The sequence below is a fragment of the Streptomyces lusitanus genome, assembly GCF_042647945.1.
Lineage (GTDB): Bacteria > Actinomycetota > Actinomycetes > Streptomycetales > Streptomycetaceae > Streptomyces > Streptomyces pseudogriseolus.
This window is the reverse complement of the sequence record NZ_JBHRWL010000032.1, coordinates 1-12,876: the sequence shown is the minus strand read 5'-3', so window position 1 is coordinate 12,876 and position 12,876 is coordinate 1. Positions and strand designations below refer to the sequence as shown.

Below are 12,876 nucleotides of genomic sequence, written 5' to 3'. Positions count from 1 at the left end.
GCCCGCACAGGCGGGCTGGCCCTCACTGGTGGTGCCGGACGAAACGGGGCAGACGCCCTCTCTCAGGTGGCCGCGTCGGCGTCCTCGTCCTCCGACTCCTCGGCCTCCTCGGACATCTCCTCGCCGTCCTCGGCGGCGAGGAGGGAGCCCCATACGTGGCGCACGCGCTCCTCGCTGCCGACGAAGCCGGCGGTGCGGTAGTCGGCACGGGCCTTGCGGTAGGACAGGGGCGGGTCGTCGGAGTAGCGCAGGTGCCGCAGCACGACGCCGATCTGGTCGTCGGTCAGCGGCACGCCCGGCTCGGGAACCGGCACACCCGCCACAGCCGCCAGCTCGTCGAGCGTGACGGTGTGCCCCGCCCGGCGTGCCGCCTCGCGGCCCGCGCCTGCGTTGACCTGCGTGCCGCTGGCGTCCCGCCCGATGGCGGGCGTGCCGGTGGCGTCACGGTCCGGCATCACGGGCAGGGCGGGGGCGGCCGGCGTCCACTGCCCCAGCTCCGGCAGGGCAATGGCGGCGACCGAGGCGGGCAGCGGCTTCTCCGCGATGGTCGCCGCGGTCGCCTCCGCCGTCTCGTGCAGCTCCTCCGTCATCCGCTTCTGCGCCTCCAGGACGGCCTTGCGGTAGGCGGTCTCGGCCTCGGCGACGCGCTTCTGGAGGTCCTTGGCCACGTCCAGCAGCTCGATGCGGTGGGCGGCTTCGGCCTCCATCACTTCCAGCTGGTCCGCAACCTGCTGGCGCTTGCTGGCGATCCCCTGAAGGGTCTCGGGCGACGTCTTCCGCCCCAGCGAGGGGAGAGCCAGCCACCAGGCGAGCTTGGTGGCGACGATGGCGATGGGAGTCAGGACGACGGCCAGGTCGAAACCGTCGGTCCGGGACATGACCAGCTCGGCCGTGGGGATGGCCGCGTTGACCAGCGTCAGCGCGAGGCCGGCGTACTGGACCCGGCGGGCGCGGGACCGGTTGTTGCCGGCCAGCACCTCCGTGGCCTGGAAGACCACCCACAGGGCGTCCAGGGCACCCACGGTGGGCACCGCCCAGGCGCCGAACCGGGGCTCGAGGATGTCGTAGGAGACGGCCACCGACAGGATGGCCACGCCCAGCGTGATGACGCCCAGGATGGTGAGCACCGTCCCGCGCGGGGACGGCCTCACGCTCATGGTCTTGCTCATGTCTCGCTTCCTTTCTCGTGATCAGTGGGCAGTGCCGGACAGGCGGCGGACCTTGGCCAGGTGCTGCTCCTGCTCCTCGATGAGGCGGTCGACCTTGGCGGTGAGCCCGTCGCGGAAGTAGCCGCCGAAGCCGTCACCGACGTGCCAGTCCTTGGCCTCGGGGTAGCCCGCCTCGGTGAGCGCCTGGGTGTGGCCCAGGTCGGCGTACAGGTGCCGGTACTGGGCGTTGGCGATGTGGGCAGCGCGCTCGTCGAACCGATCGGCGGCGGCGCGGGTGCGGTCCTGCGCGTCGACGAGGCGGGAGATGGCGGCCGGCCATTCCCGGCCCGCCTCAGCGGTGCGCAGGTAGGCGTAGGCCGCTTCCAGGGCCTTCGCTTCGCGCTCGTACGCCCGCCAGCGCTCCGGGGCGTCACGCACGACCCGGCGGAGTTCGGCGACGTAGGCGGCGTCCTGCCAGCGCTTGCTCGCCTGCTGGTACAGGTCGTCCAGGACGTCCCGCGCGATCGTCCGGATGCGGTGCTCAGCCTGATCCTCAGACTCGGGCACGTAGTTCAGCTGCGGGTCGTCGTAGTACGACTGCGGCTTGACGGGCTGCTTCTCGTGGCCGGTGAACGGCGCGAATTCGAAGCGCACCCGGCCGTGGACCGGTTCGATCTTCCGCAGGTACGGCGGCAGGTGCGGGGTGATGCGGTCGAGGACCTGCTGAAACGGGACCGAGAACGTGTCGGGCATGGCGTCTCCTTGACGAGGCGCAGGGGCGTGAGTGCTCGAACGCGGTGCGGCGGGACCGTCCGTCGGGGCGGTCCGTTCCTTGCGCGGCAGCCCGGACTCGTCCAGGGGCGCGCGTAACGGGATCGTGTGGGACACAAGGGCCTCCAGCAGGCAGACGGAGCGCGGCTGTCCGGCTCCCCTCGCCGCGCCCGTACCGACCGCCGCCAGGGGCGGGCCGGGACGGGCGTGGGAGGCAACCGACAGAGGTGGCGATGTCGGCTGGGCCAGGTGGCTCAGCGGGTGTGCTTGGTGCGCTGGCGGTCGAGGTAGGCGTCTTGCAGTCGCTCGAACGCCGACCACAGCCGCGTGCCTTCGGGGCAGCGGGCGGTGTCGGTGCAGTGGGGGCAGCTGGTGGTGTGCGCCTGGTGGGCGCGGGCGGCTGCCTGGTAGCGCTGGTACAGGTCGTCAGGCACGGGTTGTCCGTCTCTCGTGGTGCCGGCGGGTGGGGTGGAGGTCGGCGACGCGGTATCCCGCCTCCCATGCCGCTGCGGCAGTCGCGGCAGCGGCGGCCAGCAGCAGGCGGGCGAGGGGATGGCCGGGGCCGAGAGCGAGGGCGGCCCGGGCAGCGCGGTGCTGCGCCGCTCGGGCCGCGTGTATGAGGTGAGGCATCCGGTCCGTTTCGTCAGCGGGGCCGCTGCTCCGACCGCTTAGCGGGGCCGCTGCTCCGACCGCTTGTTGACCTCGCGGACCTTCTCGGAGAGCTTCTTCTTCTCCTCTTCGGTGAGGCGGGTGATCATGCGGTCACCGCCTTACGCCCGTCCCGGACCGTGGTGCTCGGCGCGGGTGCCACACCGGGCGGGCAGTCGCTGCCCGTGCAGTTCCACCGCCCGCACAGCGGGCAGGCGTCATCTGCCATCGCCGGCCGGTGCAGAGTGAGCACCGGCTGCCGCTCGTAGCCGGGCATCATCTCCTGAAGCGTGCGCCGCGCCCGGCGCTCGGCCGGGACGAGGGCATCGGTCTCGCGGACCATGCGGGCCAGGAGGTCACCGAGCTGGCGGTGGGCCGCCGTGGCGCAGGGGCCGGTGTGGAAGGTGCCGCACTGGTCGCAGGCGTATTCCGGGTTGGCCGCGGTCTCTGTCGTGCGGGCCGCAGGTCGTGTCATGATCGCTGTGGTCAAGGGGATCTCCTATCCGTTCCGTTGACCGGACAGCCCCGGAGCTCTGACCTTCCGGGGCTGTCACCTTGTGACTGGCCGGACGGCCAGCCACGGCCCTGCTCCCACCCCTTAACGCTCTGGCGGGTGGGAGGGGGACCGTGGCGGGCCGTCAGGCTGCGGACGCGTAGGCGGTCCTGGCCGGGCGGATCAGGTAGTCCGACGTCGTCCACACCGAGCCGACAGCGAACGGCTGGCCGTCCGGGCGCAGGGTGTCGCGGACGATGACCGCCCACCGGGCACTGTCGCGGCGCAGCAGCTGCGCCGCGTCGGCGGGGTCGGTGACCAGGGACAGGACCTCGAAACGCCCGTCGATGTTCTGGTAGATCGCGCCGGGGAAGCGGGGGCCGATCTGCTCGGCGACGTCGCTGTAGTGCGGGTGCGGTCGTCCGGTCGCCGGGGTTTCCTTCCGTCCCTCGTGCTCGGGAGACGCAGCGGTGTGCATGGATGCGATGCTGGGCATGTGGGTCGTCCTCTCCGAAAGGGTGACCTGCGACAAGACCCCCAGGGCTGCAATCCCTGGGGGTCGTCGCATGAGTGCGTCCTGCGCACTCCGCCGGCCGCCTGCCCGGCCGCGAGGGCGGGGCGGTGGCCGACGGGCAGCGCAGGCTGCTGTGTCAGGCGTTGATGCGCAGCGGCGTGGTGGGGACCTGCGGGCCGCGGTAGTCAGAGACCGTGCCGTGGGGACGCGGGCGGTTCTGGTTGTTCGCCGTCTCCACGTCCGCGCCTCCGTGCTTGGCCCACTGCGCCCTGCGGGCATCCGGTGCCATCTTCTTGCGGGCCTGGCGACGAGCGGGTTCTTCGCGGAGTACGCGAACGTAGCGCTGTGCGAGGGCGCCTCCGTGCGCGCAGTGCTCGCCAGTACCGCAGGGCACGCACTCCTCGGTGTGGGCGAGGTAGGCGCGGCGAGCCGTCGCCGGGGTGACGTCCGCGTGGATGCGGGCGAGCGGGGCGGCCGGAGCTAGGACCGGCTTGTGGTGCTGGCGGGCGGAGCGGCGGCCGGTCGCCGTGCTGTCGGCGGCGAGCAGCTTCTCGGCCCACTCTTCGGGGGTGATGTCGATGGTGATGCGCTGGGCACTGCCGGGGCAGCGGCGGCCGCCGGCGGGCTTGTCCCCGTAGTAGCGGCGCTCGGTCCGCTCGACGGGGCTGCCGTCGCGGTGGGGGTGGATCATCCCCCGCTTGAGGCGGTGCCAGGTCTCGCAGTCCGGGCAGACCGCGAGGCGGGGCTCGCCCTCTCGGAGGCTGAGGTGCTCGGGCCGCATCTGGCTGGCCAGGATAGGGGCGCGTCCGTTGTGGCGCATGAGCGTTGTCTCCCTTGCTGTTGCGTTCTCCGCCCTCCACAGCCCCGCCGGTTAGAAAGCGGGCGGTCTGCGGTGGGCGGGCAGCGCAACGGCTGCGGGTCGCACAACTGGCTGCTGTTCTCGGGGGACCTCGTGGTTCGTCACCCCGGCCAGGCGTGTAAGCCACGGACAGCCAGACGTATGAAGAAGTTGATCGGTGACAGGTTCTGGAACAGAGCCACACACATCCGCTGTTCCGGAACTGCCGAGGAAGACCATGACATGGAGTCAGGTCACACGTCAACAGTTCCGGAACTGCGAGTCGCTGTGGTCTAATCTGGGAGTTACAAGGTCGCCGAAGCCGACTACGAGAGAGGAGGGCGCTGTGGCCCCGAAGTGGAGGCAACTCGCGGATGAGTTCGCACATCAGATCCGGTCCGGCGATCTGCGCGAGGGCGATGCCCTCCCGCAGATCCGAGATCTGACGGCCCAGGGCAGAGGATCCACGACTACCGTGCAGGCCGCGTATCGGGCCCTTGAGAACGAGGGCCTGGTGCGGATTGTGCGTGGCCGCGGCACGTATGTCCGGCGACAGCGGCGACGGATCGTGCGGCAGTCCCAAAGCCGCTACCAGTGGGAGAAAGACCGCGCGCTGCTTCCTGAGGATGAGCGACGGAAGACGGGCGTCACGGAACAGGAAACCGGCCTGCGTACCCCGCAGCTTGCCTTCCATGCGAGCTACCAGGTACGCAAGGCGCCCCCGGAGATCGCCGCGCGGTTCGGGGTCTCCCCGGACGCACAAATGCTGCATCGGCACTACCGGACAAGCTCCCGCGACGACACGGCGCCGGTGAGCCTCGTCGACTCCTGGATTCCGTACAGCGTGGCCGCCAAGAACCCAGAACTGCTGGACAGCGGCCGCGAGCCCTGGCCAGGCGGCACTATGCATCAACTGGCTACTGTCGGAGTCGAGTTGGGCGAGATCACAGACACCATCAGCGCACGACCACCCACAGCCCAGGAAACGACGGCCCTGGACCTGCCTCCAGGCACTTCGATCCTCGTGTTGCACAAGGCGAGTTACACCCTGGACGGGGACTTGATCGAGTTCTCCGAGGTCATCCTGCCGGGAGACCGGGTCGAATTCCTTTACCGCATCCCTCTGAAGAGGTGGCCGACGTCGTGAAGACAATCTCTGTGCTGACGGCAGTGCACGAGGGGGCACTGCCGTATCTCGCCGCAGCCTATGGCTCGCTGACTGCCCAGGTGATGCCGAGCGGATGGTCCTGGGAGTGGTGCATCCAGGAGGACGGGGCCCACGTGGCGGCCAAGGACTCGTTGCCCGACCCCAGTGATCCGCGAGTACGCCTGGGAGCCTCCCGTAAGGGAGGTCCAGCAGTGACGCGCACTATGGCCTTCGCCCGGTCGACAGGGGACCTGGTCAAGGTCCTCGACGCAGACGATGAACTAGCAGCGGGCGTGCTCGCTCGGGACATCGCTGTTCTCGAATCCGAAGCCGCAGTGGGGTGGACCACGAGTCGAGTCCTCGACCGTCTGCCGGACGGTTCTCTGCTCGGCTTCGAGGGTGACCCTACTCCCGGAGTCATCCCTAAGGGTGCTGTCCTTTCACACTGGCGGGAACATCGCCGGCCTCAAGTGCACCCAGCCACCCTGTGCGCGCGACGCGACCTTGTAACCTTCCTCGGCGGCTGGATGGCGCTGCCGGCCTCGGAAGACACCGGCCTGCTGACAGCCTTGTCCGTCCTGTCGCAAGGCTGGTTCCTGCCCGAGGTCGGTCTCCACTACCGGAAGCACGAGGCCCAGAGCACCATGCACCCGGACCACGGCACAGGGGAGGAGTGGGAGGCCCGCATGCGCATCATCCAGGCTCGTGCGGAGGCTCTGGAAGGTATCGTCCGCTACCCATAACTCAAAACAGAAGCGGTCCTGTCGCCACAACAGGACCGCTTCCCAAGTCGACTCGCCACCTACCAAAGTCCGAGTCGTGTCCGGTGAGGTGACCTCGCCGGGGTGATGCCCGTGGGCTTTCCGGCCCTCGTGGTCACCTGTACCCAGAGTATGCGCCATCGAATGCGCACCGCCACTACTCCGGGTTCCTTGCTTGGTCACACCCGTCGGTCACGGCTCCCCTACCTGGGGAGATGTACCACCGTTGCACACCCCACACCGTCCGCCGTCGCCTGACGACCTCGGCGCCAGCTACCTCGAGCGCGGCTGGGAGCCGCCTGAGGAAGTCGTGCTGCGTCGTGAGCTGGTGCGCACGCCGGGCTTGCAGCCCGAAGACATCGGCGTCCTGGCAGAACTGCTACTGCGGGACCCTCGCCTGCCGTCGACCATGGAGGCCATTCGGCGGGACCTCCAGGCGCAGGGCTGGAAGATGGGCAAGGACCGCTACAACGCCATCCAGGCACGCCTGACGAAGGCCGGCCACCTCGCCCGCGTCTCGGTCTACGACGACACCACGCAGCGCCCTACCTGGGTGACCCGGGTCTACCGGAACCCCGCGAACAACGAGCAGTACGTCGATCTCGGCATCGCAGCATCGCAGCAGGTCAGCGGCGAAGTGCGGGTTTCCCGCGATTCCCAGCCCCCCGGATCGCGGGAAACCCGCGTTTCGCCTGGTCAGAGCCGGAATGCGGAAAACCCGCGATCCGGAGCCGGATCGCGGAAAACCCGCGATCCGGAAACCCGCGTTTCGCCTGGTCAGAGCCGAAATGCGGAAAACCCGCGATCCGGCGTCCACCCCCCACACCCCCCGGAGGAGGTAACTACCTCCTCCCCCTACCCCCTCACTGACCCGCAGGGGTCGCTTCCGTCACAGCGGGAGGAGGGGGAGGAGGCCTTCGCCTCGAAGGACCTTCACGCGGCGGAGTCGTTCTTGCAGCAGCTACGTCCGCCGCATCACATGGGTGCGGCGTCGGCCCGTAAGTACGCGCCGATGCTGTTGCGGTCGATGGCTGAGCAGGGCTGGCCGTCCATCTTCGAGGTCGACCACCTGCTGCTGGCGCGGGAGGTCACGCGGGATCCGCAGGGCTTCAAACGGCCGTCGTCGCTGGTGCCGACGCGGATCAGGGATCTTCCGCGTTACGCCATCATCACCGGCACCAGTGCCAGTCACGGTCAGGGCACCGGTGCTGAGCGGTGCCCGAAGCACCCGGCCCGCTACCGCAGGGGCTGCGTGGAGTGCGCGTTGACCGTGCCTGTGTGACCAGATGGCAGTACGGGCCGCTCCCGTGCAGGGGAGCGGCCCGTGAAATCCCCTGAGCACGACACTCGATCAGGAGACCCCACCAGTGTCTACCAGCCTTCCTGTCCAGAGCCACGACACTCCCGAAGACGACCTCGACGCACGCGAGGGCAAGCAGCTGGCCGCGTTCACCCGCGTGCCGCCGCAGGACCTTCAGGCCGAACAGGCAGTCCTTGGATCGCTGCTGCTGTCCGGCAGCCCGAAGAGCGCGTCCTACCGGTTCTTCGGCGAGATCCTGGACACCGGTCTCGTCGCCGAGGAGTACTACCGGCCCGCCCACCAGGTGATCCACCGCGCCATCCTGGACGTGCACCAGGCAGGCGAAGCCGTCGACCCGGTCACCGTCGCCAACGCACTCACCGAACGCGGCGAACTGGCCCGTGCCGGCGGTGCCTCCTACCTGCACGTGTGCATCGAGGCCGCGCCCACCGCGGCCAACGGCCCGCGCTATGCGGAGATCGTCCGTGCCAAGGCCTACCGGCGCGCGGTCATCGAGTCGGCCAATCGCATCCTCGAGTACGCCTTCAGCGAGGCCGGCGACGAGGACGAGGTGCGCGCCCTGGTCGAGCAGCAGCTCACCGACATCGTCGCCGGTACTTCGGGCCTGCACGAGGCGCCGCCCGCGGTCGGGGACATCTACCTCGACTTTGTTGCGGAGACCGAAGACATCCAGAACGGGCAGCGGGTCGGCCTGACGTACGGGTTCGCCGACCTCGACGCCCTCACCTCCGGCATGCAGCCGGGCAACGTGACCGTGGTGGCCGCCCAGTCCGGGGTGGGCAAGTCCACGCTCGCGCTGAACATGGCCGTGGCCGCTGCAAAGACGGGCGCCACGGTGCTGTTCTCGTCGCTGGAGATGAGCAGTACCGAGCTGATGCAGAAGATCGCCGCCGCTGAGGGGCAGATCGCCCTGCACCACCTGACCCACAAGGGCGGCCTCACGGCCGAGGAGTGGGAGAAGATCCACTCCTTGGGACCGGAGCTGTTCCAAAAGCTGCCCTTGCGGGTCTACCGGCCCGACGGCGCATCCCTGGGCGACATCGCATCCGCCGCCCGTGCCTGCGCCCGCGCCGAAGGCCTCGGCCTTCTGGTCGTGGACTACCTGCAGCTGGTCGAGACCGAGCAATCTCGCAACATCACCCGCGAACAGGCCGTCGCCGCCGTCTCACGCGGCCTGAAGAACCTGTCCGTCCAGCTCGGCTGCCACGTCATCGCCCTGTCTCAGCTCAACGACGACGGGATGGTGCGCGAGTCCCGGGCGATCAAGAGCGACGCGTCGGTGCTGATCAAGGTCGAGCGGCCCGACGCGGACGACAAGGAATCCCCGCGCGCCGGCGAGGTCGACCTCGTCATCGAGAAGAACCGGTTCGGGCCTACCGCCTGCGTGACCGTCGCCAGCCAGCTGCACTACTCCCGGTTCGTGGACATGGCCCACACCTGACCCGCCCTCCTCTCCTCCCAGACACGCCAGAGACGCCCTGAGTGCCGCTGTAAGGCGCGATCACGGCTCGGTCGGGTAAACCCCCCGGCCCGGCCGTGATCGTCCCTCAGTGGCCCGCATAGACGATCATGATTGGAGAGCCCCGCATGGGCATCGTGAGAGACAGCCTGAACCGGGCGGTGCAGCAGGCGTTCACCCGCCCGATCCCCAAGAGCGCGGGGGCGCAGATGCGTTACCTGGTCAAGCAGCTCAAGGGCACCCGCGCCGTAGCCGAAATGCTCGGTGTCTCGCAGCGCACCGTGGAGCGGTACGTGAAAGACCAGATCCGCCGGCCCCGCGCCGACCTCGCCCAGCGCCTGGCCGACGCGGTACGCCAGCGTTGGCAGCCGCGGGTGCGTGCCGAGGCCCGCAAGCGAGCGGCCACCAGCACGGGCGTTGTCGTCGACGTCCGCGCCCGGTTCGGTTTCACCGCCGCTCCCGGCACCACCGATGACGCCCGCATCCGGCACATCACCCTCGCCCTGCCTCCGCAGCATGCGGCCCGCCTGTTCAACGCCCAGGATGCCGGTGCCAGCGAGCAGCAGCTGCGCGGCCTCGCGGCCGAAGCGCTCGGAGAGGTCTACTTCCGCGACGGCGGGCGCCGCGCCCACGGCCTGGACGTCGAACTCACCGACATTGAGCAGCTGGAGATCGACCTGTAGCGCGATGAAGTGGTCGGCACCCTCAGTCCGCCCGAAGGCGGGTGGCACGGGTGCCGACCCCCAAGACACCGCCCGAAGGGCATGTGCTCGGGCAGCATCCTACCCGCCGCTCTCTACCGGTAGGGAAGTTCGTTACCGTTTTCTTGACGGGTCCGGTGCTCGCCGGACCGTGGGAGGAACCCATGATCCGCGCTGGTCGCCGGCACCTGGTGCGCACCCTCGCCGACATCGCTGCGCAGCAGGGCATTGCCGTGCAAACCCTGATCAACTCGGGCCGCCTCAAGGCCGAAGGGTTCCCCGCTCCGCTGAGCGCGGGCCGCACCCGGCTCTACGACGGAGAGCAGGTCGACGCCTACCTTGCCGGGCGTCCCGTTCCGCCGCTGCCGACGACGGACGATGACGATGACCTGCTGGACCGCCAGGAGGCTGCCGCGCTACGCGGAATGGACCCGCAGGCATGGGACCGCCGGAAGAAGGATCCGGCCGTGAGCGAACACACCGTGCTCGTGGGCGGAGTCGAGCACTGGCCCCGCCACATCGTGCGTGACCACACCCCCACGCCCCGCCGCAGTACCGGCACCGGTGGCGGGGGCCGGCCTGCGGGCGTCGGGGACCAGGTCCCCCGCGACCAGCTCCCGGCGCGCGTCGCGCAGCTCCTGGACGAGGACCCCACCGTCACCGCGGCCGGTGTCACCGCCCGCCTCGGCGTGCACCGCAACACCGCCCAGGCCGCGCTGACAGCCCTGCGCGCGGAACGAATGGCCGACGTGATGGAGCAGCGCGGGGCGAGCGCCGCGCAGGCCGCCGCCGAACTCGGCTACCCGGCCGGCCTGACCCGCCGCGCGGGCATCCGGGCCGCAGCCGTCCTGCGCGGCCGCCAGGCCCACCCCTACCTCGCCGAGGTCACCCGCGCTCTGCACGCCCGCGGCTGGACCACCGCCGACACCCCGCCGGCCGTTCAGCACCCCGAGGACGACGAATGCGTCGCCGTGCTCGTCCTAGACGCCCCCGACGCGCCGGCCCCCGCGCTGGTGTGGTCCGAGCGGCACGGCTGGCGCACCGCGACCTCCCGACGGCACCCGCTCGGCCGGGGCGCAGAATGGCCCCCGCCCGGCGACGGGATCCGCCACCTCGCCACCGGCACGACCCCCGCTCCCGCCGACCTCGTCACGGCGCTCGACAGCACGCACTGACGGCGCGCGCTCCGTCCGCGCCTATGCGGCCCCCAGGACGCCCCTGGGGGCCCTTGCCGTGCCACGCTTGCGGGGACGGTCGCCCGACTCGTCGTCAGGGCGCAGCCCGACCGCACAGCAGACCGGGGCGCAGCACGGCGCGCCGTCGGCCGGGCGCACCGGCCGAAAGACTCTTCGCTGGGGCGGCGGGCCGGGGCCCGCCCGCCGCGCCGCCGGGGGCGTGCCCGGGGTGCTGCGCACCCCAGGCCGCGCGCTGCGCACGCTCACGCCCGGGTGGGCCAGGCCGCCGGGCCGCTACGCGCCCCGACCGCGCGCTGCGCACGCTCGCCCTGTCTTCCACCCTCGCCGGACCCGCTGCGCGGCCTACCGGCGGCCCGCCCGGTACCGGGGCAGACGCTGCGCGCTGCCCCGCCGTCTGCGACGGCCGGACCGGACAGATCCTTACCGCTGCGCGGTGCGGATAGGCGGCGCGTCGACCGGGCCCCGGCCCGCCGCCCCAGCGCCTTGACCTGCGAAAACACTTGGATCAGTGCCTAAATCACGGTACACTTTTCTTGTTGGTCGGCAGTGGCAGTCGACCAACAACCAAGATCACCACGCCCTGAAAGGGGACACCCATGCCCGCAGCAGCATTCGCGCTCGTCCTCCACCCTGACGCCTCGTTCCGGGTCATCGAATGGCCCCGTACCGGCGACACCCTCAGCATTCTTAACCGCGAAATCGACTGCACCAGCATCACCGTCGTCGACCTTTCGTCTGAAGTCTCCATGTGGCTGGACGACGAAGGAATCCTCAAGAATTCCCCCGTCAACTTCCCGGCCCTTCAGCTCTACGCCCTCACCGCGCCCGTTCACCAGACCTACCACGGCACCGCCGTATTCACCGGCGGCCCCGACGCCCGGGGCGACACCAAGGGACTCACCCTCGACAACTGCCACGCCCTTTTGGAGTTGGCTGGAATCGACGCCCCGACGATTCCCGACCCGCGCACCAACTGACGCACCAAAGGCAGTGGGAGGCTCATACAAGCCTCCCACTCCGCCCCTCCCAGTTCCTTTCGCGCGCCGCCGACCTGAGTTGAGCGCCCATCGAGGCAGCTCCTCACCACCCCATTTCGCGCGCCCACCCCACCAAAGGAATCATGATCCCGGTCAAGTGCACCGAGCAGCAGCGCGCCGCCTACACCAAAGCCATCATTGACCAATGGCACGCGGCCACGGCCGACCAGAAGGCACGCGGCCTCCAGTGGTACGCCACGGCTCACGAATTCGCCGCAGAAATCGCAGCAGGAGAAACCCACAAGGGCGCGGGCGTCCTCGCCGCACTCTCCGCCAACAAATCATGGGCCGAGAATTGCAGGCTGGCCCGCAAGGCATTCGCCGAAGGAAGGGCGAGCGGACATGTCCGCGACGCAATCACCAAGGCCAACCGAATCATGGAAGGCACCGACCCCAGCGAGGTCCTGCCCATGCACCTCAAAACGGGAGCCTTTTACGTGTGCATCGCCGACCCGGAAAACCCGGACGCCGTTGTAATTGACCGCCACGCGCACGACATTGCAGTACGAGAGATCTACGGCCAGCGGGACCGAGGATTGGGAGCAGTCGGCCGCTACAATCTCCTTGCCGACTGCTACCGTGCCGCAGCACGGGACATCGGAGAAGTCCCCAGTAAAGTTCAGGCCGTTACCTGGGTAGCCCACATCGAGCGCAGCCGATAAGGATCGGGGGTGCGGTCTGGTTCCAGAGTTTGTCTCGGGGTACAGTTTGAAGCACTGGGGTGGCCCGGTTCTGCCAAAGCTACATGGTGCATCAGTTGATGCAGGGTCACGCGACCCCGACCACCCCCTTCCCCTTGCCGCTCGGGCCGTAGGCCCGTTGGCCGACCCGCGCAGCGGGGC

General features: G+C 69.8%; 14 protein-coding genes. 8 read left to right on the top strand and 6 right to left on the bottom strand.

Annotated elements, in window-relative coordinates:
* Positions 1-62 precede the first annotated feature (62 nt).
* The 6 genes from ACFOSY_RS31750 to ACFOSY_RS31725 form a co-directional block, all read right to left on the bottom strand.
* A complete protein-coding gene (locus ACFOSY_RS31750) occupies positions 63-1,169 on the bottom strand; it encodes a hypothetical protein (protein WP_394313633.1) in 1,107 nt (368 codons plus the stop codon).
* 21 nt (positions 1,170-1,190) lie between these two features.
* A complete protein-coding gene (locus tag ACFOSY_RS31745) occupies positions 1,191-1,901 on the bottom strand; it encodes a hypothetical protein (protein ID WP_394313631.1) in 711 nt (236 codons plus the stop codon).
* 272 nt (positions 1,902-2,173) lie between these two features.
* Positions 2,174-2,353: a hypothetical protein gene (locus ACFOSY_RS31740; RefSeq protein WP_386058916.1), complete on the bottom strand. Its 180-nt coding sequence runs from the start codon at positions 2,351-2,353 to the stop codon at positions 2,174-2,176.
* A 320-nt stretch (positions 2,354-2,673) separates the two neighbouring features.
* Positions 2,674-3,057, bottom strand: coding sequence for a hypothetical protein (locus tag ACFOSY_RS31735; protein WP_394313628.1), 384 nt, complete (start codon positions 3,055-3,057; stop codon positions 2,674-2,676).
* A gap of 148 nt (positions 3,058-3,205) precedes the next feature.
* Entirely contained in the window at positions 3,206-3,556 is a 351-nt protein-coding gene (locus ACFOSY_RS31730; protein WP_331735529.1) for a hypothetical protein, read from the bottom strand.
* 154 nt (positions 3,557-3,710) lie between these two features.
* Complete coding sequence (locus ACFOSY_RS31725; protein ID WP_331735531.1) at positions 3,711-4,394, bottom strand: hypothetical protein; 684 nt, start codon at positions 4,392-4,394, stop codon at positions 3,711-3,713.
* 364 nt (positions 4,395-4,758) lie between these two features.
* On the opposite strand from ACFOSY_RS31725, the gene ACFOSY_RS31720 reads away from it, so the two are divergent.
* The 8 genes from ACFOSY_RS31720 to ACFOSY_RS31685 all read left to right on the top strand — a co-directional run bounded on the left by ACFOSY_RS31720 (position 4,759) and on the right by ACFOSY_RS31685 (position 12,696).
* Complete coding sequence (locus tag ACFOSY_RS31720) at positions 4,759-5,559, top strand: GntR family transcriptional regulator (RefSeq protein ID WP_394313624.1); 801 nt, start codon at positions 4,759-4,761, stop codon at positions 5,557-5,559.
* Positions 5,556-6,302, top strand: a complete 747-nt coding sequence (locus tag ACFOSY_RS31715; protein ID WP_394313621.1) for a glycosyltransferase — start codon at positions 5,556-5,558, stop codon at positions 6,300-6,302. Before ACFOSY_RS31720 ends, ACFOSY_RS31715 begins: the two co-directional genes overlap by 4 nt.
* A 244-nt stretch (positions 6,303-6,546) precedes the next feature.
* Positions 6,547-7,602: a hypothetical protein gene (locus tag ACFOSY_RS31710; protein ID WP_394313619.1), complete on the top strand. Its 1,056-nt coding sequence runs from the start codon at positions 6,547-6,549 to the stop codon at positions 7,600-7,602.
* A gap of 85 nt (positions 7,603-7,687) precedes the next feature.
* Positions 7,688-9,082 carry a replicative DNA helicase gene (locus tag ACFOSY_RS31705; protein WP_394313616.1) on the top strand — a complete coding sequence of 465 codons (1,395 nt, stop codon included), beginning with the start codon at positions 7,688-7,690 and terminating at the stop codon, positions 9,080-9,082.
* A 146-nt stretch (positions 9,083-9,228) separates the two neighbouring features.
* Positions 9,229-9,783 (top strand): telomere-protecting terminal protein Tpg, encoded by a 555-nt coding sequence (gene tpg, locus ACFOSY_RS31700; protein WP_394313614.1) that lies wholly within the window; start codon positions 9,229-9,231, stop codon positions 9,781-9,783.
* 182 nt (positions 9,784-9,965) lie between these two features.
* On the top strand, positions 9,966-10,976 hold the full coding sequence (locus ACFOSY_RS31695) for a hypothetical protein (RefSeq protein WP_394313611.1): 1,011 nt from the start codon (positions 9,966-9,968) through the stop codon (positions 10,974-10,976).
* Between the two features lie 617 nt (positions 10,977-11,593).
* Complete coding sequence (locus tag ACFOSY_RS31690; RefSeq protein WP_394313608.1) at positions 11,594-11,974, top strand: DUF3846 domain-containing protein; 381 nt, start codon at positions 11,594-11,596, stop codon at positions 11,972-11,974.
* Positions 11,975-12,117: 143 nt separating this feature from the next.
* Positions 12,118-12,696, top strand: a complete 579-nt coding sequence (locus ACFOSY_RS31685; protein ID WP_331735552.1) for a DUF7178 family protein — start codon at positions 12,118-12,120, stop codon at positions 12,694-12,696.
* Positions 12,697-12,876 lie beyond the last annotated feature (180 nt).

Bases quoted from the DNA above. Each gene is read 5' to 3' on its own strand.
- ACFOSY_RS31685 (WP_331735552.1), top strand. From the start codon at position 12,118: ATGATCCCGGTCAAGTGCACCGAGCAGCAGCGCGCCGCCTACACCAAA.
- tpg (WP_394313614.1), top strand. From the start codon at position 9,229: ATGGGCATCGTGAGAGACAGCCTGAACCGGGCGGTGCAGCAGGCGTTC.
- ACFOSY_RS31695 (WP_394313611.1), top strand. From the start codon at position 9,966: ATGATCCGCGCTGGTCGCCGGCACCTGGTGCGCACCCTCGCCGACATC.
- ACFOSY_RS31725 (WP_331735531.1), bottom strand. From the start codon at position 4,394: ATGCGCCACAACGGACGCGCCCCTATCCTGGCCAGCCAGATGCGGCCC.
- ACFOSY_RS31690 (WP_394313608.1), top strand. From the start codon at position 11,594: ATGCCCGCAGCAGCATTCGCGCTCGTCCTCCACCCTGACGCCTCGTTC.
- ACFOSY_RS31750 (WP_394313633.1), bottom strand. From the start codon at position 1,169: ATGAGCAAGACCATGAGCGTGAGGCCGTCCCCGCGCGGGACGGTGCTC.
- ACFOSY_RS31745 (WP_394313631.1), bottom strand. From the start codon at position 1,901: ATGCCCGACACGTTCTCGGTCCCGTTTCAGCAGGTCCTCGACCGCATC.
- ACFOSY_RS31730 (WP_331735529.1), bottom strand. From the start codon at position 3,556: ATGCCCAGCATCGCATCCATGCACACCGCTGCGTCTCCCGAGCACGAG.